The organism is Pseudoalteromonas sp. S8-8 (genome assembly GCF_000497875.1).
Taxonomy (GTDB): domain Bacteria; phylum Pseudomonadota; class Gammaproteobacteria; order Enterobacterales; family Alteromonadaceae; genus Pseudoalteromonas; species Pseudoalteromonas arctica.
The window spans coordinates 1-22,261 of sequence record NZ_AUTR01000005.1; the positions used below are offsets into that span (position 1 = coordinate 1).

The following is a 22,261-nucleotide window of genomic DNA, read 5'->3' on the forward strand; positions in this document are numbered from 1 at the left end:
CCCTCGGTTTGTTTTACCATGACTGCGCTTGTGATATTTCTTACCGTGTCGGCGCAGATGTAGGTATAACTCACCACCTGCTTTTTTATCTTCCCAGATATACAGATAAATGCATTCATGGCTGACAGACCGTTCACTTTCTTTGCGTAACCATCCCGTTATTTGTTCAGGACTCCACTTCTCATTAAGCTTCTGGGTAATTAAAGCTATCATTTCAGGTGTCATCTTAAGCGGTTTTCTTACACTTCTTCGGCGAAACAAAGCCCGCTCATGAGCTTGTTTGTGTCTGTAACCTCGCTTACCTGTATTTCTAGAAAGCTCTCTTGAAATCGTAGATTGCGATAAATTAGTTAGCTCAGCAATACTTTGTTGCGTAAAACCGCTTTTCTTTAGAACGGCGATCTGGCATCTTTGCGCATAGGTCAGTTGTTTGTAATGTCTCATTGTAAAATCTCTTGCCGGAGAAAAAGCAGTTAGCTTATGAGCAACTGACCACTTAATCTAGCCAAAACAAGTTATGCACTTACAATTTGAATCTAGGTATGTTTAAAGCATGCCTTTTTGGTTTTAACAATCCTCAGCCCTATCAATTGACACCTCCCTATCAATTGACACCTCCCTATCAATTGACACCTCCCTATCAATTGACACCTCCCTATTTTGATTACTTTATGATTAAATATTAATTGCGCTGTTGAGATTATACCTACTAGAGATTTAGTATGATGTGTTCTTTATGGTTTTTTATATAAGCACCAATTAAGGTGCTTAGATAATTTTATTTTACCGTGTATTTAAAGCTTTAAATTACTCAAAACCATAAATCATTTTATCGCATACAACCGGTGTCGGTCTGTGATTATCATCGACTGCAACAAACGTAAAGCTACCACTAATAGCAGAGTGCTTATCATCTCTGTGCATAGTTTCTAATAGTATATCTACATCAACTTTTAAGCTGGTGTTACCTACATGCACTACTTTAGCTATTAATTCTGCAAAAGTACCAGCTGGTATCGCTTCTTTAAAATCGACTCTATCAGAGGATATGGTAACCAAAGGTTTACGACAAAAACGAGTAGCAGCTATAAATGCCACTTCATCCATCCACGCCAGTGCATCACCACCAAATAAAGTATTGTGATGATTGGTACGCCCTGGAAACACAGTTTTAGTTACCGATGTGGTTGAGTCTTCAATACGCTGAGCAATTATTGCATCGCGATTTACGTCAGTCATAATCTCTACTTTTTGTTTGCTAATGTATCTTGTATTAGTAATGCAGGATCAAGGCGTTCGCCTTTCCAGTTAAAACGCCAATCTAGGTGAGGACCTGTTACACGCCCTGTTGCACCAATTTCAGCCACTTTGTTACCTTGCTTAATTTTGTCACCTACTTTTACATCAAGCTTACTTAAATGAATGTAAGTTGAGGTAATACCATGGCCATGATCAATAATTAATGTACCGCCTGAGTAGTATAAATCAGGTTCAGAAAACACCACGGTACCACTAATTGGCGCGTAAACAGGAGAACCTGTTTTATTAGCGATGTCTAAGCCAAAGTGCGGACGACGAGGCTCGCCATTAAAATAACGCTGACTACCATAAACACCCGATATACGCCCTTCTGCAGGCTTTAACACAGGGTCTAAAAAGTACAGTAAATCAGAGTCAACTTCTCTCGCTTTACGCACAGCAACTGCTTCGCGGCTTATACGTGCACTGACTTCTTTTGCCGGTGAAACATACTTCTTAGCCACGCCGGTTATTTTATCAATTTCATATTCACGCTTAGTTATGGCTAGCGGCTGAGAATGAGATTTACCTGTGTTATCTACCCATTTTAAAGTATGAGTAGTTTCAGCGTCACGCCCAAAACCAAATACAAAGTCACCATTTGGCGAAAGTTTTAAGCTTTTACCATCTAAGCTTACTGATTTAGCGTTTTCTAGCTTTCCAGTAACTAAACCGCCTTGTGTTAAATGCCCTTTTAACTCAAGCGCCATAGCACTAAAGCTAGCAGAGGCAACAAGCGCTGTTGCTAAAAGTGTTTTAAACATAGCTAATCGATCCTTTTCCAACACCTTCATAAGCAGTCACTTTCACTGCTCTTTCTGGATATTGGGCTTTAATTTGGCCAGCTACATGTTCAGCAATACATTCTACAGTGGTGTCTACTGGTAAAATGTCGCAACGGGATTCGCTAATCGCCATTTCAAAATAGCCTTGTGCCGACGTGTAAGCAAAACATACATCACCCGCTTTGGCTGTTATGTGTTTTAAATCAGGTGCGTTAATTTGATCTTCGCTGGTGGCTAAGTAAATATCTTCCCACTTTTGAGACCATTCTTTTTGCAAGCGCGGCATAGAGATGCCATCTAGGCTAATACCAATTTGAGAACGATGCCCATGAATAATACGTTGGCAATTACCGTCATGCTTTTTAAGGCCATGGCTGTAATGATAGTAAAAGCTTTGGCTACGCTCAGGCTTAAGTGACAGCTCAATTTTTTCAATGTTATCTGGTAGCTTCGGTAAAATAGTCGCAATTAAAAATTCAGTAACCGATTCAACCGTTACTTCGTCTGCGTTAATCATGCAATAAGCTTGATGAGGAGCACTCATAGCTAAGTGATTATTTTCACCAAATGTGCAATCGAGTGTTTTATGCTCGTCAAATTCAGATACAGTGCCATTAAGCCCTGTAGGAATTGCTAAACGGTGATCAATACACTCATCTATAATGCCTTTAATTTGCTTTTTAACTAAACCAAAGTCTAAAACCATAGACTCTTCGTTAAGTTTACCGTGCAAAGTTAAATCAACAATCCAGCTCTCGCCAACGGCGCCGCGTTTGTTACATAAGTAAGAAAAATCAATCACAGTTAGTGAGTTAACAAAAAGGATCATAAACTTCCTTTAGACTGGTTATAAGACAGCGTTAATTATAATGATTTCTGATTGTAATTGCGCGGTTTTATAGTGCAAAAACCAATCGCGTTGATTGATTGATTATTTAATATGCAATATTTTGATTTTTTAACTGCTCCGAGTTGTTTAGCGTACAAGTGTACGCTAAAGTACTTGGCAATTTCTAAGCGAAGATAAGTGTTATGGAACCTAAAAATAGCTATACAAAAGAAGAGTTGATCCTGTGTGGTCAAGGTGAAATGTTTGGTGAAGGTAACTGCCGTTTACCAAGTGACAACATGTTAATGATGGATCGCATTACCTCTATTACTGCTGATGGTGGTATTCATGGGAAAGGCGAAATTGTTGCTGAGCTTGATATTGACCCTAGCCTTTGGTTTTTCGATTGTCATTTTAAAGGCGACCCAGTAATGCCAGGTTGTTTAGGCTTAGATGCTATGTGGCAACTAGTTGGTTTTTACTTAGGTTGGTCTGGTGGCCCTGGTCTTGGCCGTGCGCTAGGTGTGGGTGAAGTTAAATTTACTGGCCAAATTTTACCAACTAATAAAAAAGTAACTTACCGTCTTGTAATGAAACGCGTAATTAAACGTAAATTGTTTATGGGCGTTGCCGATGGCACAGTAGAAGTAGATGGCCGAGTAATCTACGAAGCAAAAGATTTAAAAGTGGGCTTGTTCCAAGACACTAGTGCATTTTAATTTTTAAACGCACAAACAAAAAGGCCTCCAATGTGGAGGCCTTTTTGCTTAAATTCGATTATTGATTTTAGGTTTTGTACATGTTGCGGTTTTCAATCGCTTCACGCCAACCTCCTAACCACTCTGATTTTGGATCTACTTGTTGATAAGGGCATAGCTCTTTTGAGCGACCTGCTAAACCTGCTTTAAAACCTTGAGAATGAGCTCTTTCTAAACGATCTCTTTTCTGTCTCTTCATCGGTAATATCCTCACCTTTTTATTTATATATTGTGTAGCATTAGTGAAATCTACATTTAATGAATAGTTAATAAAAATGTAAAATTCAAATTGTAAAAGCAATTAAATTGTTTGACTTTAACTAAGCTGCTGATGCAAAAATGAATTAACATTTAAAAAAGTAAGTGGTCATACAACATTTAATTTGACCGGTTCGTAAAAACAAATTGGCGATTTAATAATCGCTAAAAAGCACTTATGTGCTTTAATTGTGACCGACTAATATTGACTAAGTTCCAAACAAAAATGTAATCGTGACACTTTTATTTCATTAATTTTAAATTAGTAGCCCGCCCCTAAATTTGAACTATTTTTAAACAATTTAAATTTATACTTGATTATTTAAAGTCGATCGGTCTAATATAAGTTCATGAACAAAAATACATCAACACCAATACGCCGTGGTCGCCCACCTAAAATAGCCAGAGAAAACGCCGATACAAAAGCGTTACTTATTCGCACGGGCCTAGAAACATTAACTGAGTTTGGCTTTAGCGCCACGGGGCTCGATACTATTTTAAAAAAAGCAGCTGTACCTAAAGGCTCTTTTTATCATTACTTTAAAAGTAAAGAAGCCTACGGTATTGCGTTAGTTGATGCATACGACAGTTATTTTATTGCCAAGCTTACCCATTACCTACAGCAAGAAGATGTTCCCCCACTTGAGCGAATCGTTAATTTTACCCAAAGCGCAATTAAAGGGATGAAAAAATACGATTACAAACGTGGCTGTTTAGTCGGTAACTTAAATCAAGAGCTTAACCATTTAAGTGAAGAGTTTAAAACCAGATTAATGCAAAGCTACACCGCTTGGCAAAACCATGTAGAGGTTTGCTTAAACCAAGCTAAGCAACAAGGCACTATTGCAAGCCATGTAAATACAAAATTGATGAGTGAGTACTTTTGGATAGGTTGGGAAGGTGCTGTTATGCGCGCCAAGCTCACAAAATCAAATACTCCACTTACTTTGTATACAGAAATGTTTTTACGCGCATTATTAACCTAATGTGTTTTTATTTACCAATTAAAAGACGATCGGTCTAAAAGGATATCCCATGAGTAACCCAATTAAAGCCATTGTTATTAATAAAGAAGATAATAACTATAGCGCTTCATTATCAACTATCGAACATAGTGATTTACCAAACGAAAACGTATCTATCGACGTGCTATACAGCACACTTAACTATAAAGATGGTTTAGCTATTACGGGTAAAGGCCCCGTTGTACGTAGTTTTCCTATGGTGCCAGGTATTGATTTAGTGGGTACGGTTACAAATTCCACCAGCGATGAATTTAAAAACGGCGATAACGTAATATTAAATGGCTTTGGTGTAGGCGAAAAACATTGGGGCGGACTTGCTCAAAAAGCGGCACTTAATAGCGATTGGCTAATCCCCTTGCCTGCAGGTATTTCACCAAAACAAGCAATGCAAATAGGCACTGCGGGTTATACCGCCATGCTAAGTGTTATAGCACTTCAAAAACAAGGTATTACGCCTGAATCTGGCGAGATACTTGTAACTGGTGCTAATGGTGGCGTAGGCAGCTTTGCTATTTATTTATTAAATCAACTTGGGTTTAATGTAACAGCAGCAACGGGCCGATTAGATCAAAGTGAGTACTTAATAGAGTTAGGCGCTAAACACGTAATTGACAGAAATGAGCTATCAAACCCAGGCAAGCCTCTGCAAAAAGAGCGCTTTGCAGGGGCAATAGACTCTGTAGGTAGCCATACACTGGCAAATATATGTGCATCATTAAAATATGGAGGTGTAGTAACCGCCTGTGGACTTGCACAAGGTATGGATTTACCAGGGTCTGTTGCGCCATTCATATTACGTGGCATATCGTTAATGGGGATTGATAGCGTAATGCGCACTAAAGCCGACAGAATCGAAGCATGGGATCGTTTAGCTAAATTAGTAAGCGCTGATTATTTAGATAAAATTTCGACAGAAATATCACTCGAACACGTAATTGATAACGCAGAGCAACTTATGGAAGGTAAAATTCGTGGTCGTGTTGTAGTTAATTGCCAAAGTTAAGATATTTACTCTGTTAAAGCCTCGTTATTAAATTTATAATGCAATTTGTATTTTAATAACGAGGCAACACCTATGAGCAACCAAGAACTTTTCAGTAATAACCCACTGCAAGGCGTAAAATTAGAACAAGTGGTTGAAGAGCTGGTTGAACAATACGGGTGGGAACTCCTACACGCTTATTTACAACTTAACTGCTTTAAAAATAATCCTGATGTTAAGTCTGCGGTTAAATTTTTACGTAAAACACAATGGGCACAAGAAAAAGTAGATAACTTTTACCTTTACCGCCTTAAAAACTTACCTAAGCCTGATGATGTTCAATACGAATTACCACCACGAGATCGTGTGATCCCAGCTGATCATAAACCGGGTGAGCCGTGTGAACTTAGTTTTGTTGATGCTAAACGTATTGTAGAGAAAAAAGAATCTAAGCAACGTGCTCGCGATCGTAAACAGCGTTCTAATTCTAGTAACCCTTGGGGTAACTAAAAACTTACTAATTTAAGGTTGAAGAGCTGTTTATAAATAGCTCTTCGACTATTTTCTCATTAACTTCAATTATTTCCGTGTTACATAGCCAATAAATAACAATTAATATCCTCGGTTTTTCCAAAAATCTGTTTCGGTGCGCTCTGCCTCTAATGCCACATTAAAAGTTTTATCAGCAATGATTTTTCCATTTAGTTCAATCGTCATACGCCAATCACCCAATTTATTTTCTATTGGCAACCAAAGCGTATCGCCTAAATAAAAGTTCCAATTACTGTTTTTAACGTATACATCGCCTTCAAAAGGGTCCATTACATCACCGTTACTACCTGGAATATCAGGATGGTAAATACAGTAATGAAGCTTTTCGCCTTTACCTTTTTTAATATTTACGATTAAGCCAAACTCAATATCTACCTCAGCTATTACATTTGTTGTAAATTGCTCTATTTGCGGCAACGTTTTACTTTCACTATCCCACTTTGAGTAAATGCCGTGGCTTTGAAGCGTTACTACAGGTTTTATTTTAGCCATTTAGGTAGCCTTTTATATTAGCTATTTTGGCATTAGTTTAACTTTTTGAAATTTTAAAATAAAACACATTCTCATAAAGTTAAATCTCAACTTAGCTTTAATACTCCGCCTATTTACATAATTGCTAATTTGTCATCATTGTTTACACACTATTTGCACAATTGCTGATTATTGTTTGAGTAACTTAATTGATCAGGTAGGCAGCAATGAAACAATACGCACTTAATAATAAAAATCGAAATAGGATAAATGCTTTAAAGCTCACTTCTCTTGCTTTAATTGTTTCATCGTAAGTTGCATGTGGAGGTGGAGAAGGCATAGCTGATAGCTCAGCAACTACAGAAAGCTCATCACAAACCACCACAGATAATGGCACAGGTACCAGCAGTTCAACCCAAAGTGTACTTTGTGAATATAGCTACAGTGAATATAACGAATCAGAGTCAGTACAAGCCACCAGCGCAGCAGATTGGTCATGCACAGGAACTACACGCGACTTAGTAGCTAATGGCATACCCGATCACGAAGTAGGCACATTCCCTAATGCTGATAACCCAAATACTATTTCTGAACAATCAGTAAATGAAAGCTACACACTTGAGCCTATAGAAACAACACAAGCAACCATGCTTGGTGGTCCTCGTGGAATGATAGGCGTTGTACTTAATGGCATTAAAATAGACGCTGGTACAGGCGGAAGTTGTGATGATTCTGGCACCGATTGCGATTTAGGCGACAACAGCGGCAACTGGAATATAGAAGCCCTAAGCCAAGACACGTTTAGTTTTGGAACAGACGACAACAATGCACATGTACAACCCGATGGCACATATCACTATCATGGTATGCCAGAAGGCTTTGTAGCAATGCGAGGTGGCAATAGCACCACTATGACTCTAATAGGCTGGGCAGCAGATGGCTTTCCTATATATGCACGTTACGGCTATTCAGACTCAAGTGATGCAACTTCAGCCCTAACCGCAATGACCGGTAGCTATCAACAGGTAACAACCGAAAGTGCAAACCGCCCTTCTACCGATATATACCCGTTAGGTACATTTGCACAAGATTGGGAATACGTAGCAGGCTCTGGTGATTTAGATGAATGTAATGGCCGCGTTGGTGTAACGCCTGAGTTTCCTGATGGGATATACCACTACTACGCAACAGACACTTACCCATTTTTTCAACGCTGCGTTAAAGGCGAAGTTTAGTTAGGAGTAAGTTATGCCTTATACAAAAAGAGGTCTACTGAGTATGACTACTTTGGGTTTGTTGATTATGCCAAATTTAGCAAACGCACATTTAATGGTTGCAGAGCACGGTACGCTGAATTTTGTTGATAATAACGTGTTTATTGTGCTTTCAATCCCTATGTCGGCTTTTAAAGGGGTTGATGAAAACAAGGATGGCAAAGTATCAATAGTTGAGTTCAATGCTCATAAAAAAAAATAAGTAAGCGAGTTAAAAAGAACGTTTATTTAGCAGATCATCAGTATAAATTTACTATTGACGGACTTTTGCTAAACCCAGAAGCGTCGCATACACATAAAAGCGACAATATAGACCAAGTAACCATTACTGGTCGCTACTCTTTGCCCAGTAAATTAACCAAAGTTAACTTTAGCGTTAAGCTATTTAGTAACAATGAGCACAAGCAGCATTATCAAATAACAGCGACTAATAAAACGCAAAAACTTACTCATCAATTTGAGCTAACACCAACGTCGCCCTTTAGTAAGGTGTTTTAATAATTAGTAATACTTACCTAATAATTAAGTAGCAAAGAGTACAAGTTAAACAAACTTGTGCTCTTTTTTATCTTTGTCTTTTCATTCAGTACTCTTTATTTAAGTGCTTTTTCTATAAAGGTACAAGCTTAGGATTTTTAGGAAAGTAATGCTCTTCTTGCTGCTCACATAAACTAAACTCACGGGTGTTTTTATATGGGAGTTTCATAAAGCCCGCAACACCAACGTCCGTAATATTTACCGCGTATTGCATTAGTTTATTTAGCAAACGTTTAAACTCAACCTCTTTACTCGAATCGAGTAAGCGGTAGTAATGGTGAATCTTCATTCTGTCCGGCAGTGCTTCAAAAATAATACACCCTGTATGGTGAATTTGGTTAAGCTCAAATACGCACTTAATAACTTTTTTAGGTAGCTGTAGTTGCTCATCAGGGTCTTTACCGTCTTCAAAGTATGAATGCGGGCGGGTTATGTCGTTTGCCTTCATGCTTACAACTTCGTATTCAAGCTCTGGTAGGCTATCAAACTTAAATGCACCCGTGCCATCTCGCTCTAATTGAATGGTTTTACGGGCATCAAACAAACAACACTTAAATAACCCTTTTTGATTAATCGCTTGCGCAAGCATCACCGTGTTATTAATCGCATCACTAAAGGCATCACCCAATGATTCGTCATGCATAATTAAAGACGATTCAACAAACATCGACTCATCCTTCCAATGAAAACTAAGCCCACCAACAACAGGGTACTTAGCTAATCGGCTTATTGATGCTAAAAATGCTTTTTCGGTATCGCCGGTATCAAACAAAAACTCTTTATAATAACGGTCAAGTTGAGCATCGTTTATATCAAGTAATTGCTGATTATGATCGGCCTGGCGTAAAAACTGTTTTCGTGAACTATATACAACCGTGTCGGGTTGCTCGGCCTTGCCATACCAAAAAGGAATGTCTGCTTTTTTTTGTTTTTTATCAAGCTCAGGTAAATACGCTTTAGCCATAGTTGTAATATTACGCATAAAGTAATCACCGGCACCATCACGTTGTGCCTTACTTTTAGAGAGCATACCATCAATCACTTTAGCCAGTTCTTTTGGGAGCCCTAAGCTGCTTGCAGGGATGGCTTGTGCACCAAAGCGACACGACTGCGCCGACGCTAGCGCATACAACGTAGCGGCTACACCTTGTTCATCAAATCGTGGGGATGATTGCTCCCCCGACATTTGTGCTTCACCAATAAAGTACACATCGCCCATACGCGCATTAGTTGTACTTAAATCGCCCGACATTAAATCCATAAAGTTACTCGCAACAGGGTTACCATCACTATCGAGCTGTGCATACACAGAGCTGCCCCAATCCACTAACGACAGCGCATCAGTGTTTGCATCCCAAACAAGGTTTGAAGGTTTTATATCGCCATGCACTATAGGTTGTGGGCTAACGCCATTTTTGTGGCTGCGTAAATCAATTAATACATTACGTAACCTAACAGCTAGCGCCATTATTTGCGCGGCACTAAAGCGCCCTGTTTTAAGCGATACTTTTTCAAGGTCCTCTCCAATGGCGCGAGCCATCATTAAAATCCCTTGTTTTTTAATTCGCTCAAATGCATAAAAGGTAGGCACTAAGGGGTTATCAATTTGCGAAAGCATATACGCTTCGTCTTCTAGGCGGTCACGTACACTTTGGGCAAGCGTAATACGCGAAAACTTAAATACCCAAGGTAAGCCGTTATCGTCATCACCTGCAAATACAAAACCAAAAGCACCCGAGCCAATCATTTCAACGTTTTTGTAGCCCAGCAGTGTTAACTGCTTAATACAAATATTAAGCCACTGGCGGTGTTTTTTAGCATCGTGGTGCGAAAGCAAATAAACAGATTGCTCTTCGTTGATATAAAAATTGCGGATTTCTTTGGCTTTCAATACAGGTACTCAAACTTATAAAACTAACCAATTATTAGTTTTATGTAATGAGATTACAATAGGTTAAATAAGAGTTTTGAAATCGTTGAATAAAACAGCGCTAAAGTAGCGCCATAGCAGTAAATTTAAGTGTAAACGTTAAAGCTCAAAGCAAGCTTTTTACAATGCACTGTATATAAATACAGTGCATTGCTTTTTGCTAACTTTCAATAACACGAAGCTGCTTAAGTGATGACACAGCTATGTGCGTTTGATAATAATATTTATTAGTGACTCTACCACGGCTCATAAAATCGATAGTTACTCGTTTAGCTTCGCCTGTTACTTCTATTGTTTTATCAATAAAAAAGGTGTCTGCTGGTTGCCCGTATTTACTCTGAAGCTCGGCTACCACATTAGGTTGTATTGATACCGTAATAGAACGCCTGTCGCGATAATCAGTTTCGGTATTTAAATACAACCAATTACCCTGAGCTCCCGCCGCTTTAATATGAAACTGGTAAGTGCCAGCAACACCCTTTGGTGCACTTTGCTCAGTTAAAGCGATAAGGTTCATATTTGCAGCCGTACTTTGGCTCATTTCAATTCTATGGGGAACAGAACTACATGCACTAAGCGTTAGCACACTTAGTAAGGCTAGATATTTCAAGACTCAATTTCCTTGTTTCTTACACCAATTCGCATAATTAAGTGATCTATTTTGAGACAAGAAAACCGTGTTGATAACAAAGTAAAAATTTCGTTATTGAGTTGTTCTATATCAGAAACTTTTAATGCCGTTAGCGATTTAATCCCTTAAATTGATTAACTATTATTGCGAATTGGTATTATGCATTATTAAAAATATGTAGCGTTAATGATACCACTATATGCAGCTATGTTTCTATAATCAATCCAAACAATTAGTTAGCGGGTATTAAGGCGCATTGCGCTGAGAAGGATCTGTTTTAAAGCTTTTTAGCAAACTTTGCGGGTCAACCACCTCGGTATGCTCTTTAGCAGCCTGCGCCCACCATATTAGTTGGCCAAACGTGCGTGAGAAATAATTAAACCACGATGATTGACTCTCTCCTGCAACAGGTTTGCCATCCTCACTAAACACATCTTGCGCTTTTGGCACGTGGATCATAGCCGATACCGGCAAACAGCCAAGTTCAGATAAAAAAGTACGCATACAAATGGCCGCTCTTACACCACCCCACTGTCCTGCTGAGTAAGTTACTATTGCACTTGGTTTATACGAAAATAGTGAGCTACCAAAATGATTAAGTAAGTCAGCGAGGGCTGGACTCATGCTGTGATTGTACTCAGGACTAATCATTATATATCCATCTGCGGCTTTAATTTTATCAGCTAAAAGAGTGAGCTCTGTAGGTGCATTACTTTTAGCGTATGCAAAGTGTGGTTTAAATACGTTTTCGCTAGGAAAATCCAACGTATCAATTAGCTCAAACTCATGATCGCCAAAATGCTCCGTTAAGCATTCTATACAAGCCCTAGAAACCCTTAAGCCTAAGCGAGCTGGTTTTGGTGGAGTGCTATCGCGTACGGTGCCTAAAAATACTAAAAACTTCATATGTAATTCTCAACTGTGTTTAAACGATAGCTAAACACTAACATTTTTTAGTTATTGTGTATTACACATACGCATTGTTTATTGATTCAAAACATACGAATAATTTAAAAGCTGTAAACTCACCCTCGAAAAGCAAACACGCCCTAGTATTGATAACTTAGCCCCACACCACCCCAAAATATATTTCGAAGTGTCTCGTCACCTGCAAAGCGTTTTTCATCTTTATTAACTGCAATGCTATAGCTTGTATATGTGTATAAGGCTAACTGATTAAAAAGCTGATACGACAAGTTTGCAGTAAACTTAACGTTGTTTACTCCGTTGTGCCCATCACTAACATACCCCGCGTTAAACCCCACGCCTGATTGAATATCTACTGATAATAAATCATTAATATAAAAATCTTTTTTTACTGCCAACTCCAAAAATGTACCGCTGGCATCAAATGAATGATAAACACTACTTAACAACTGAATATCGTCTGCATAAAAATACGCAAAGTCGAGGCTTAGCTCATTATCGTGAGCATCAATGCCTTCTTCACAAGCTTTAATATAGTTATAACCTACATACATCTCTATCCGCTCAGATAAGTGAGCGGTATAAATAGCATTTAAATTAAGCTCTGAATAATCACTACTAATACCTTTTGCCGCCCAAGGGATCACCGCAAAGTTTTTATAATTAAACTCAGTAGCAATTGATGCAATACCATTACCAGCAAGGTTATCTCGACCTTCGGTTACATATCGGCTCTCCCATAATGGGTGAATATGTAAATCAAACTCTTTATTTTTATAATTTACGTCAGTATTGGTATGCTTAATATTTCCGCCTACACCCACTTCAAGCTCTTGATAGTGCTCTTGTGTTTTTGCTTGTCCGTAAGCTGTATTTACTCCCGCTAGAGTCGTAATAACAAATACATATTTTAAATAGTGAGTCATTTATTAACTCCATAACCATCATAAACGGTAAAAAGTGGCGCATAGTATTGTTATAAAACGTGTTAGCGCAATAAATGGATGCATATTTATTGTTTTATTTATTAGATTTGAAGCATTTACTAAGTATTACCCATAAGTTGTAATTAGCTCAACATTCAACAGATAAGCTAAAGCAGGCATATAAATTTAAGCTAAGAGTTAGTTGATAGCTAATTGCTAACTAATAACGGCCTAATAAATAGTTAATATAGGATAATGGTACTCAGGGTGAGGCGTTCTTCATATATTGGTAGGTAATTTATTAAATAGGTAGTGTAGAAAAAGTGCGGTAAAGGGGAAAACTATAAGCAGCAATAATTCATTAAGCTGCTTATTATTCTTAAAATTATTAACCTAATTTGTTAGCCAGTTTAGTGACTTAAATAAGCCATAACGGCAATGAGTGCAACATAAAAACAAAAACCGAGTAAGAAGATTAAGTCGACTCTTCTAGCTTTACTCGCTTTATAAGATGCAAAATCCTTAAACTCGCTTTTATACTGCCCCAACGTTACCACTTTTAATAGCAGCCAACCGGTCGAGTAAAATAAAAAACTCAAACCAGTTTCAACAATTAGCCAAATAAAAATCTCAAAAGCAATACTCATAAACTATGTCCATTAGTTTGGAATGCAAAAACTATATCAGCTATGTGTTTAAAATACAGCCGACTAAGTTAATTAAGGTGTAACAGTAAATTTCGTTAAACCTATTAACTGACCTGATTCGGTAACTACTTTTACTTGCCACTTACCAACAGAGTCTTTAGGAAAGTTTACTTTGTGTGTCCACGCTCTATAACCTAGCTCTCTCCCGCCGTTTATATTTAACGTGATCCGATCAACTTCTTTTTTATTATGAAGCCACACATGAAATATTTTTTCGTTTAAGCCTCTTGGTGCTTTAACAGCAGTCCAACTATATAAACCTTGATGGTGCAGCGTATAAGAATCTAAGTGTTTAATACTCCCTACTGGCTTTTTATGCTGTAAATCAACTTCATGAGCTAACGTAATATCAGTTAAGCGCAGCGCAGCAGGAGGCACATAGCTTCTTAATTGCCACACTGCTGTGCTTAAAGCACATAAAATCAATACAAGAATAGGAAAACGCCACCAGCGAGCATTAGGCATTAAATTGTTTAAACTCGGAAGAGTAACCACTACAGCCGTTACAAGGGCTGCGGCTAAGCTTTGGCTCGTTGTAAGGTTCAACAAAATAGGTAAAGTAACAAGCAAAACAACGAATAAAGCAAAGTTATGAAACACACTAAATAACGTGCGATTTCTAGCAAGTTTTTTGTAATAAAAGGGGTCTATAACCGATATAACCGCACATAACACAATAAGGGAGGTAAAAAATGCTTGAGGATGGTCCCACTGCGTAACCGCTAAAAAAAACGGTAAAGCAAAAAATAAGCTTTCTTGCTGCACCATTTGCAGAGCAAAACGCATTACATTAGGAGATACAACCACACCAAACTTTTCTTCTACTTTGTCACGTAACCAATTATCAATAATTAGCCACAACCAACTAATAAGCAAAAATATCGCAATAACTTGCGAAAAAGACTCTTTTCTATCTACAAGTGCAAAGCTAGCAACGCCCGACAAAAATGCCAACACAGCCAACAATCCAGGTCGCTTTTGCATCGCGCTTATAAATTTAGCGATTATATTTTTACAGTAATCCATGTATGAGTGTTTCCGTACGGGTACGTGCTTTATTATTTTTATTCAGAGTATGATTAGTTTAACCAAGTTTAAATGAACAACAGATAGATGGATGGATTCAAACGCGTCATTTACCAGTAAATCAAACTAACCATTTTAATTAAATAAAAGCCCGGCATAGCGCGTCATTGGTACGTTTATTAATTTTTGTAACACGTGAGCTTTAGCAAGTAATTCATCTTCACTAAGTGCAGGCATTTTATTGTTAAAAGCGAACACAATTTTATTACCGCCTTCAATAATAAAACTAAGAATCTTTCCTGCAAATTCTTTCTCAAGAAGTTGATCAAACGCTTCCCTCTGCCCAACTTTGGTATGGCAAATATTAAGTACTAAAACACCATCAAAAGTGAGCGCATTTTTACAATCGCGTAAGTAGGATGATTGCACCTGATCTGATTCCATCCCATCTGAGCTATATAAATCAGAAAAAATAACATCCGTTTTTATCTGCGTTTTTTTCATGTAGTTTGCCGCATCATCAATATGAATAAACAAACGTTCTGACACAGGCAGTTCAAAATATTTTATAGCCATATCAGCCACGGCTTTACGGTATTCAACGGTATGTATGGTCAGTGCAGGAAACGCATGATAAAGACTTTTTGCTATAGAGCCCGCCCCAAGCCCCATTATCATCGCGGTTTTTAAGTGTGGAATAAAAAAAAGCGCAGCCATCATAGCTTGCGTATAAGCTAAGCTTAACCCGTTTATATTATTTAATTTAATACAGCTTTGATAAATTTTTCCGTCAAAGCTGAGAATAAGATTTTTTTTTGTTTGATATACATAAACAGGGCCATGCTCATCAATAGTTGATGCAATACAAGTGCCTTTGATATCCACGAATACTCAATAGGTGAGGTGATGAAAAACGAGTATAACTTACTTAACGCACTGGCATTGCCATTAATATGGTTTATAGCCTTTTATTAATTTACAAGCATTTATATACGTACTTAGAAAAGTCGGTTTATCTTTTGAGATTAGATTAGCTAAGGTATCTACTTATATAGCTAGATGGAACTTACCCGTGACGACATTTATTATAAACAGCGACTTAACATACTAAAAATTTGGCTAATGTACTGTTATAGCTATAAAAAAACCCCTTTGAATATTCCTCATGTTCAACATGAATAAAGTGCACGCCACCACCAAAGAAGTCTAAACGGCTAAACATCTATCTTTTATTTTTATCGATTTATGCCTTTTTATCGTCAATTACTACGTAATCGAATTTAACAATAATGATTAATGAATATGACTCATGTTTTATGTGAAATTAAACCGTTTTTCTTCATATACCAATCAACGTATAAATTACTCATCCCTTAGCGCTAAACACTATTGCTAACAACTTAAAGCTGCTAAATAACAAAACCAGCTAAGTAAGTTGCAAGGCTAATAAAGCGCAGAGCATCAATCAGGTTTAAATTATAAAATTGGATATAAACACGATGAAAAAAGATTTTACATTTAATATAAAGAGCGTTTCACTCGATGAAAATTATCATCCATCAACTAATACGCGTATCACAACCAACTTTGCTAATTTAGCCAGAGGTGAATACCGCAAAGCAAACTTGCGTAACGCCTTAAACATGATTAACAACCGTTTTAATGCCCTAGCCCACTGGGATAACACCAAAGGTGAGCGTTATGCTGTTGAGCTTGAAATTGTCTCTGTTGAGATAGGTATTGAAGATGGCGGCGAAAGCTTCCCCTCTATCGAAATATTAAAAACAAATATTGTTGACCATAAAACTAATAAGCGCATTGAAGGCATTGTAGGAAACAACTTTTCATCGTATGTGCGCGACTACGACTTTAGCGTACTCCTACAAGAGCATAACAAAGGCAAGCCTCAATTTAGTATTCCTAATGACTTTGGGGTTTTACATGGCAAGCTATTTCAGTCATTCGTAAATTCGGATACATACAAACAAAACTTTAAAAAACCACCGGTTATATGCCTAAGTGTGTCAGATAACAAAACCTACAACCGCACTGAAAACCAACACCCGGTACTTGGCGTTGAATACGAGCCAAATGAATCGTCTTTAACTGAGCAATACTTCAAAAAAATGGGCTTGCAGGTACGTTACTTTATGCCGCCAAATAGTGCCGCGCCTTTGGCATTGTTTTTCTTTGGTGATTTACTTAATGATTACAGCAATCTTGAGCTTATAAGCACTATTAGTACGATGGAAACGTTTCAAAAAATCTACAGACCAGAGATTTATAATGCCAACGCAACAGCGGGTAAATCATATAAACCAAACTTAAAAAACTTGGATCACTCACTAACGCAAATTGTGTATGACCGAGAAGAGCGCGGCAAGTTAGCGAATGAGCAAGGCAAGTTTGCACAAGAGCATTTTATCAAGCCGTACCAAAGAGTTCTTGAGCAATTCTCTACTAGCTATCTGTCATAACAACTAATAGTAACAACCAGTTATAACGCGCTTAACGATACGTTTAATAATTAACTAAAATATACGGCATTATTTATTATGAAAAAATTACTACCTACATCTATCGCTGGCAGTTTACCTAAGCCTTTATGGCTTGCAGAGCCAGAAACACTTTGGTCACCTTGGAAATTACAAGGTGATGAATTAACCCAAGGAAAACACGACGCCCTACGTTTGTCATTATTTGACCAGCAACAAGCAGGCATTGATATTGTTAGCGATGGCGAGCAAACAAGGCAGCATTTTGTAACTACATTTATAGAGCACCTAAATGGCGTTGACTTTGAAAAACGTAAAACAGTAAAAATTCGTGACCGATACGACGCGAGTGTACCCAGCGTTGTGGGCCCTGTTAGCCGTCAAAAGTCTGTGTTTGTTGAAGACGCTAAATTTTTACGCAAGCAAACCAAACAACCTATTAAATGGGCATTGCCAGGCCCAATGACAATGATTGACACGCTTTACGACGATCATTATAAAAGCCGCGAAAAGCTAGCGTGGGAATTTGCCATAATTCTCAATCAAGAAGCAAAAGAATTAGAAGCCGCCGGCGTTGATATCATCCAATTTGATGAGCCCGCGTTTAACGTATTTTTTGATGAAGTGAACGACTGGGGAATTGCCTGTTTAGAGCGCGCAATTGAAGGTCTTAAATGCGAAACCGCCGTGCATATTTGCTATGGCTACGGCATTAAAGCAAATACAGATTGGAAAAAAACACTAGGAAGCGAATGGCGACAGTACGAAGAAGCATTCCCTAAGCTTCAGCAATCTAATATCGATATTATCTCACTAGAGTGCCATAACTCGCATGTACCAATGGATTTACTAGAACTCATTCGTGGTAAAAAAGTAATGGTAGGCGCAATTGATGTAGCAAATCATACTATCGAAACGCCAAAAGAAGTAGCTAATACGCTACGTAAAGCACTGCAATTTGTAGATGCCGACAAACTCTACCCGTGTACAAACTGCGGCATGGCTCCACTACCTCACCATATAGCCAGAGGTAAACTAAATGCCTTGAGCGCTGGGGCTGAAATTATAAGAAAAGAGTTATTAGAAAAGAACTAGAAAAGTAGCTTTGAAATACAAATTGTAAACAATAACAGCTGTCGCACCATGCCACGGTTAAACCCATAAACATGGCATGATGTGCTAGTTAAAACCGACTAAAGAACAAAGTTTAGGTTAGTTATTTAATTTTTTTATTAAAAAGCTCTAACCTATTTTTTGAAAAATCGATAACTGCTTGGTATTGGGTAAAAAAGGGAGAGCCTAACAAGCCATGTACTCCCTTTTCACCACCCGCGACCTGAACATGGTCAAGATTAAGTGACACAAAGTCAGGACTTTCAAACAAGGCATTTCCAAACTCAATTGAATGAACTTCTATATCCCCCATTGCGTGATCAGAAGTGCCTAAGCCTGCCGCATTCTCAATATTGAGTATTTCTTCAATGCCTAACTCACTTAGGCATCCCCTGTCTAAAACAGATGTCCCAGCGCCAGTATCTAAAATAAAACGTAACAATTTACCGTTAATTTTAGCTTCAACAATTTGGTGGCCTGTTTCTGATATTTCAAACTCAATTACAGTTTTGTTCTCAAATAAATTCATATACGTTCCTTGTTATAAAGTTTTTAAAATCTTACTTACTATTTTCAGCTACCCACAATTAATAGCCAAATTTTACTAGTCGCCCACTTCAGCGCGTTTTGTTATATGGCTATTTTCTATCTAGCCAACATTTTTCAAACACTACTTGGTTTGAATTAGAAACAATTAACTTATGAACAAAACTCAAGTCATCCAAGGGAGCAGGATCATTGCCTACCATGTAAGTAACGCTTGATGAATTTACCCAATTACCATTAATACTAACTGACGCCTCATTTTTTAATAGTAATCCCTCGAATAGCCCTTGATATCCAGCCATAACATGAATGGCTTTACTCAACTCTCGTCCTTGCAAGCCATCTGTTGCAATTAAGAGGTTTGAGTGGTCTATAAGTTTGTTTTTTGGCAATTTAGATAAGCTTTCAAGTATGTAAGCTTTAGCGTCTTTTAAATATGCCTTATGGTTTGCCATATTATTTTTAACAAAGTCTATCGCTTTTGATACAGGTAAAATTACCTTTGAATAATTAGTTTTGTAGAAAATGGCTGGAAGCTCATAAGATTCGGGATGCACTAATTCAGATTCCCATTTAACTGGGTATTGGGTTGACTCACAAGGATCAGATTCTGCTTTCACAAAACCAGAAACTAAAAAAACCGCTAAAACTAAAATTTTCTGCATACTTTCCCTAGCTATAGTCCAGCTTAGTTGGCTTGTTATATTTTTGATTCGTATATAGGTCGGTACTTATCTCTTGATTCAATAACTTCAACTGGAAGTGAGTCTAATCGACTTTCAAAATAGTCTTTACAACTGATATCTAGGACAGTTCTTATCACGCCACTGAAACCCCACATTGGTAAATCATCATGACCCGAATCTGCTGCTTCTTCTTTTTCCATTTGAGGAAGAAAATCTATACACCTCTTTATATTGGAAACTAATTGAAAAAGACTTAACTCACATTTTCTAATTTCGTCTAATAAAATAGGAATATCACTATCGTTAACATTTCTATCGTTGAAATAATACGATTTTACAGCCATTAAACTATCAGAATTTAACTCACCTGAAGAGTCAAAGCTTGAATCAGGTGATATTAGACTTTCATTGTATTCTGCCTTTTCATTTTTTATTTGATTGAATTGTTCGTCTGCAAGCTCAATTAATGCGCTTAACCTATTTAACTTTCGTTTAAAGGATGAAGGTATATCTTCTTCTATTTTATACAAAAGTTTGTGGCTAATAGCTGCCCATGTATGCATTAACATAGTTCTTATTTGGATTTCAGCCCTAAATCCATCCAGCCCTCTTGCACTTGGATGTCCAAGCCATTCTGGCTTTAGTCTTATCACATAATGAAAAGAAGTATACCCAAATTGATTATCACTCAATTCTTCTTGTTTGTTTTCTTCTTTTATTACGTCGAATTCACTTTGAATAATTGCACAAATTTTTTCAATATCTTCTTGGTAATAGCAAATTACACGAACACCACAAAAGTCATCGATTTCTTCAAGTGGGTTTTTATATCCTTTGCTTGATATCTTTGTTTTCACTGAGGCATCATCTTTTACTCTAGATTCAACATCAAATATTGGAATGTTTCCATCACAAAAAACTTGCTTTAAACAGGTACAAACATTCTCCTCAAGTCTTTCAAATTGAGGTTTTAACTCTTTGTATGATTCTAGAAATGATGACACTGTAACTCCAAAAAATATAGACATAATGACTCCCACACGGTGTTAACCTCCGCTTTTCGTGGGTTAGCTTAATTCAAAGCCAGAGCTATAATTAGTTTGTCAATTAACTAAACAGCAGAGGCTAACATGAATAAACATAGCATACTTTTTATCGGTCTTGATACACATAAAGAATTCAATGAAGTCGCCTATATTGAAGAACATAGAGGTACAAACCTGAGGAAAAAAAAACTAAACAAGACAGCCACTCTATTTTTAATCTGGCTATTCACTTTTAAACAAAAAACTAAACAAGACAGCCACTCTATTTTTAATCTGGCTATTCACTTTTAGGTTGAGAATTTATCTTTTAATATTGGGTTACTTTTATTTCATCCATTAAATAAGTCATTAGCACGTTAAAACCTGAATTACACGCATGATAATAACTACATAATTGCAGTTATAATGTTTACTGAATGGTTTTACTGAGTAGCTTAAGTATTATGCGAGTAGCTTTTCGCAGTTGCTAATATTTGATCGCCGTTTACGCTTTAAATTTTCACAGTAACTTGCTTGTGAAGTGGGCCTGCCGACTGCTCCATGGAATACGCGCGTAAATTGCGTAGTAAGTTTTAGCCAGTTCTCTGGGGAGATATTAAGCCTTTCTAACAAAGGTAGGTTCATGTAATCAATATACCCGCGTTTATCCTCTCGTATTATTCGCCCTGTTAACTCAACAAGTTCAAGGTACGATTTAAGCTCAAACGGCAGTCCTTTAGGCATAATCTGACGTGGCATACCTGCAAAACGTAGTAACTGTTTAGGCTGTTTACCTTCTGTCGCGCATGTTAAGCGCTTTTGTACACTGGTATGGTCTGACTCTTCTGGTGTGTTAGCCATTTTAGCCCTAATGGGATTTAAATCGACATAGGCCATGCAGGCCGCAAGGGCTGCTTCATCTAGTAATGCTTGCGATTTGAATCTACCCTCCCAGAATCGTCCTGTGCAGTTATCTTCTTTATTTGCTCTGCGCGCAATGTCTTCATTTAACAACCGCATAAACCAGCTAATACTTGCTAGGCGTTCGCGGTATTGTTTAACCGTTTGGTTGAAAAAGATGAGTTCAACTTTACTTAGCTTTTCACCTTGTACATATTTTTGCGTTAACAATGTGCCTTTACAGAGTTTATGCCAGCGAATAACAATCGCTTTATCATTCAGCCTGTTTGCTTTCTTATCATCTACATATAGTACCAAATGGGTGTGATTACTCATTACGGCATAAGCACATACATCAATACAAAATACCTTTGCTAATTCAAGCAGCTTATCTTCAACCCACCCTCGTCGATGCTCGTAAGATTGACCAGTAAAGCGGTCTTCTCCACATAAAAATGCACGACGAACACAGCGTGAAATACAGTGATAGTATTTTGTATCAACCAAACTTACTTGACGCTTTCTTGCGATAGCCATAAGACACCCTGCTTATTTTTTACACTAAATAAACGTAGTCCT

Annotated in this window: 23 protein-coding genes and 2 pseudogenes; 8 read left to right on the forward strand and 17 right to left on the reverse strand. The window is 37.6% G+C overall.

Annotation, left to right across the window (positions count from 1 at the left end; genetic code table 11):
* From L659_RS0101190 to L659_RS0101205, 4 genes are all read right to left on the reverse strand, one after another.
* The coding region (locus tag L659_RS0101190; protein WP_024589301.1) for an IS30 family transposase at positions 1-444 on the reverse strand (444 nt) is incomplete at its 3' end.
* Positions 445-807: 363 nt separating this feature from the next.
* Entirely contained in the window at positions 808-1,239 is a 432-nt protein-coding gene (locus L659_RS0101195) for an acyl-CoA thioesterase (protein ID WP_010552809.1), read from the reverse strand.
* A 5-nt stretch (positions 1,240-1,244) separates the two neighbouring features.
* Entirely contained in the window at positions 1,245-2,063 is an 819-nt protein-coding gene (locus tag L659_RS0101200; protein ID WP_024589311.1) for a M23 family metallopeptidase, read from the reverse strand.
* Entirely contained in the window at positions 2,056-2,913 is an 858-nt protein-coding gene (locus tag L659_RS0101205; RefSeq protein ID WP_024589312.1) for a 6-carboxytetrahydropterin synthase, read from the reverse strand. The genes L659_RS0101200 and L659_RS0101205 overlap by 8 nt, the downstream gene beginning before the upstream one ends.
* A gap of 203 nt (positions 2,914-3,116) precedes the next feature.
* Here L659_RS0101205 and fabA point away from each other — a divergent pair, with 203 nt between their 5' ends.
* Positions 3,117-3,632 (forward strand): bifunctional 3-hydroxydecanoyl-ACP dehydratase/trans-2-decenoyl-ACP isomerase, encoded by a 516-nt coding sequence (gene fabA, locus L659_RS0101210; protein ID WP_002960896.1) that lies wholly within the window; start codon positions 3,117-3,119, stop codon positions 3,630-3,632.
* Positions 3,633-3,699: 67 nt separating this feature from the next.
* Here fabA and rmf read toward each other — a convergent pair whose 3' ends face one another.
* Complete coding sequence (gene rmf / locus L659_RS0101215; protein ID WP_002960897.1) at positions 3,700-3,870, reverse strand: ribosome modulation factor; 171 nt, start codon at positions 3,868-3,870, stop codon at positions 3,700-3,702.
* Positions 3,871-4,279: 409 nt separating this feature from the next.
* On the opposite strand from rmf, the gene acuR reads away from it, so the two are divergent.
* From acuR to L659_RS0101230, 3 genes are all read left to right on the forward strand, one after another.
* Positions 4,280-4,915, forward strand: coding sequence for an acrylate utilization transcriptional regulator AcuR (acuR, locus tag L659_RS0101220; RefSeq protein WP_024589313.1), 636 nt, complete (start codon positions 4,280-4,282; stop codon positions 4,913-4,915).
* A gap of 49 nt (positions 4,916-4,964) precedes the next feature.
* Complete coding sequence (gene acuI, locus L659_RS0101225; RefSeq protein ID WP_024589314.1) at positions 4,965-5,957, forward strand: acrylyl-CoA reductase (NADPH); 993 nt, start codon at positions 4,965-4,967, stop codon at positions 5,955-5,957.
* Between the two features lie 72 nt (positions 5,958-6,029).
* Complete coding sequence (locus L659_RS0101230; protein WP_007582761.1) at positions 6,030-6,446, forward strand: VF530 family DNA-binding protein; 417 nt, start codon at positions 6,030-6,032, stop codon at positions 6,444-6,446.
* A gap of 102 nt (positions 6,447-6,548) precedes the next feature.
* On the opposite strand, the gene L659_RS0101235 is transcribed toward L659_RS0101230, so the two are convergent.
* Positions 6,549-6,980 carry a DUF3859 domain-containing protein gene (locus L659_RS0101235; RefSeq protein WP_024589315.1) on the reverse strand — a complete coding sequence of 144 codons (432 nt, stop codon included), beginning with the start codon at positions 6,978-6,980 and terminating at the stop codon, positions 6,549-6,551.
* A gap of 206 nt (positions 6,981-7,186) precedes the next feature.
* On the opposite strand from L659_RS0101235, the pseudogene L659_RS01000000122840 reads away from it, so the two are divergent.
* Positions 7,187-8,194: pseudogene (locus L659_RS01000000122840) on the forward strand (YHYH protein).
* Between the two features lie 13 nt (positions 8,195-8,207).
* Positions 8,208-8,731, forward strand: a pseudogene (locus L659_RS01000000122845) (hypothetical protein).
* Between the two features lie 112 nt (positions 8,732-8,843).
* Here the strand turns inward: L659_RS01000000122845 and L659_RS0101250 are convergent.
* From L659_RS0101250 to L659_RS0101280, 7 genes are all read right to left on the reverse strand, one after another.
* Positions 8,844-10,661 (reverse strand): protein kinase domain-containing protein, encoded by a 1,818-nt coding sequence (locus tag L659_RS0101250; RefSeq protein WP_024589316.1) that lies wholly within the window; start codon positions 10,659-10,661, stop codon positions 8,844-8,846.
* Positions 10,662-10,860: 199 nt separating this feature from the next.
* Positions 10,861-11,310 carry a hypothetical protein gene (locus L659_RS0101255; protein ID WP_024589317.1) on the reverse strand — a complete coding sequence of 150 codons (450 nt, stop codon included), beginning with the start codon at positions 11,308-11,310 and terminating at the stop codon, positions 10,861-10,863.
* A 267-nt stretch (positions 11,311-11,577) separates the two neighbouring features.
* Positions 11,578-12,237, reverse strand: coding sequence for an NADPH-dependent FMN reductase (locus tag L659_RS0101260; RefSeq protein ID WP_024589318.1), 660 nt, complete (start codon positions 12,235-12,237; stop codon positions 11,578-11,580).
* Between the two features lie 143 nt (positions 12,238-12,380).
* Entirely contained in the window at positions 12,381-13,184 is an 804-nt protein-coding gene (locus tag L659_RS0101265) for a hypothetical protein (RefSeq protein WP_024589319.1), read from the reverse strand.
* Positions 13,185-13,594: 410 nt separating this feature from the next.
* On the reverse strand, positions 13,595-13,831 hold the full coding sequence (locus tag L659_RS0101270; RefSeq protein ID WP_024589320.1) for a hypothetical protein: 237 nt from the start codon (positions 13,829-13,831) through the stop codon (positions 13,595-13,597).
* Positions 13,832-13,903: 72 nt separating this feature from the next.
* Positions 13,904-14,917, reverse strand: coding sequence for a DUF5924 family protein (locus tag L659_RS0101275; RefSeq protein ID WP_024589321.1), 1,014 nt, complete (start codon positions 14,915-14,917; stop codon positions 13,904-13,906).
* 135 nt (positions 14,918-15,052) lie between these two features.
* The gene (locus L659_RS0101280) at positions 15,053-15,802 is read right to left on the reverse strand and encodes a spermidine synthase (protein WP_024589322.1); all 750 of its coding nucleotides are present in this window, start codon (positions 15,800-15,802) and stop codon (positions 15,053-15,055) included.
* A gap of 614 nt (positions 15,803-16,416) precedes the next feature.
* Between L659_RS0101280 and L659_RS0101285 the strand changes: the two genes are divergently transcribed.
* Together L659_RS0101285 and L659_RS0101290 are read left to right on the forward strand one after the other, a co-directional pair.
* Positions 16,417-17,394: a DUF1852 domain-containing protein gene (locus tag L659_RS0101285; RefSeq protein WP_024589323.1), complete on the forward strand. Its 978-nt coding sequence runs from the start codon at positions 16,417-16,419 to the stop codon at positions 17,392-17,394.
* 78 nt (positions 17,395-17,472) lie between these two features.
* Positions 17,473-18,507, forward strand: coding sequence for a methionine synthase (locus L659_RS0101290; protein ID WP_024589324.1), 1,035 nt, complete (start codon positions 17,473-17,475; stop codon positions 18,505-18,507).
* Between the two features lie 121 nt (positions 18,508-18,628).
* Here L659_RS0101290 and L659_RS0101295 read toward each other — a convergent pair whose 3' ends face one another.
* The 4 genes from L659_RS0101295 to L659_RS0101315 form a co-directional block, all read right to left on the reverse strand.
* Positions 18,629-19,054, reverse strand: coding sequence for a retropepsin-like aspartic protease (locus L659_RS0101295; RefSeq protein ID WP_024589325.1), 426 nt, complete (start codon positions 19,052-19,054; stop codon positions 18,629-18,631).
* Positions 19,055-19,163: 109 nt separating this feature from the next.
* Positions 19,164-19,736, reverse strand: a complete 573-nt coding sequence (locus tag L659_RS0101300; protein ID WP_024589326.1) for a hypothetical protein — start codon at positions 19,734-19,736, stop codon at positions 19,164-19,166.
* A gap of 35 nt (positions 19,737-19,771) precedes the next feature.
* Positions 19,772-20,785 (reverse strand): GTP pyrophosphokinase, encoded by a 1,014-nt coding sequence (locus L659_RS0101305; protein WP_196812457.1) that lies wholly within the window; start codon positions 20,783-20,785, stop codon positions 19,772-19,774.
* Between the two features lie 459 nt (positions 20,786-21,244).
* The gene (locus tag L659_RS0101315; RefSeq protein ID WP_024589310.1) at positions 21,245-22,219 is read right to left on the reverse strand and encodes a transposase; all 975 of its coding nucleotides are present in this window, start codon (positions 22,217-22,219) and stop codon (positions 21,245-21,247) included.
* Positions 22,220-22,261 lie beyond the last annotated feature (42 nt).

Coding starts and splice junctions, on each gene's coding strand:
- L659_RS0101265 (WP_024589319.1), bottom strand. CDS start 13,184: ATGACTCACTATTTAAAATATGTATTTGTTATTACGACTCTAGCGGGA.
- L659_RS0101295 (WP_024589325.1), bottom strand. CDS start 19,054: ATGAATTTATTTGAGAACAAAACTGTAATTGAGTTTGAAATATCAGAA.
- L659_RS0101315 (WP_024589310.1), bottom strand. CDS start 22,219: ATGGCTATCGCAAGAAAGCGTCAAGTAAGTTTGGTTGATACAAAATAC.
- L659_RS0101235 (WP_024589315.1), bottom strand. CDS start 6,980: ATGGCTAAAATAAAACCTGTAGTAACGCTTCAAAGCCACGGCATTTAC.
- L659_RS0101300 (WP_024589326.1), bottom strand. CDS start 19,736: ATGCAGAAAATTTTAGTTTTAGCGGTTTTTTTAGTTTCTGGTTTTGTG.
- L659_RS0101275 (WP_024589321.1), bottom strand. CDS start 14,917: ATGGATTACTGTAAAAATATAATCGCTAAATTTATAAGCGCGATGCAA.
- fabA (WP_002960896.1), top strand. CDS start 3,117: ATGGAACCTAAAAATAGCTATACAAAAGAAGAGTTGATCCTGTGTGGT.
- L659_RS0101305 (WP_196812457.1), bottom strand. CDS start 20,785: ATGTCTATATTTTTTGGAGTTACAGTGTCATCATTTCTAGAATCATAC.
- rmf (WP_002960897.1), bottom strand. CDS start 3,870: ATGAAGAGACAGAAAAGAGATCGTTTAGAAAGAGCTCATTCTCAAGGT.
- L659_RS0101195 (WP_010552809.1), bottom strand. CDS start 1,239: ATGACTGACGTAAATCGCGATGCAATAATTGCTCAGCGTATTGAAGAC.
- L659_RS0101285 (WP_024589323.1), top strand. CDS start 16,417: ATGAAAAAAGATTTTACATTTAATATAAAGAGCGTTTCACTCGATGAA.
- L659_RS0101290 (WP_024589324.1), top strand. CDS start 17,473: ATGAAAAAATTACTACCTACATCTATCGCTGGCAGTTTACCTAAGCCT.
- acuR (WP_024589313.1), top strand. CDS start 4,280: ATGAACAAAAATACATCAACACCAATACGCCGTGGTCGCCCACCTAAA.
- L659_RS0101270 (WP_024589320.1), bottom strand. CDS start 13,831: ATGAGTATTGCTTTTGAGATTTTTATTTGGCTAATTGTTGAAACTGGT.
- L659_RS0101230 (WP_007582761.1), top strand. CDS start 6,030: ATGAGCAACCAAGAACTTTTCAGTAATAACCCACTGCAAGGCGTAAAA.
- L659_RS0101200 (WP_024589311.1), bottom strand. CDS start 2,063: ATGTTTAAAACACTTTTAGCAACAGCGCTTGTTGCCTCTGCTAGCTTT.
- acuI (WP_024589314.1), top strand. CDS start 4,965: ATGAGTAACCCAATTAAAGCCATTGTTATTAATAAAGAAGATAATAAC.
- L659_RS0101205 (WP_024589312.1), bottom strand. CDS start 2,913: ATGATCCTTTTTGTTAACTCACTAACTGTGATTGATTTTTCTTACTTA.
- L659_RS0101260 (WP_024589318.1), bottom strand. CDS start 12,237: ATGAAGTTTTTAGTATTTTTAGGCACCGTACGCGATAGCACTCCACCA.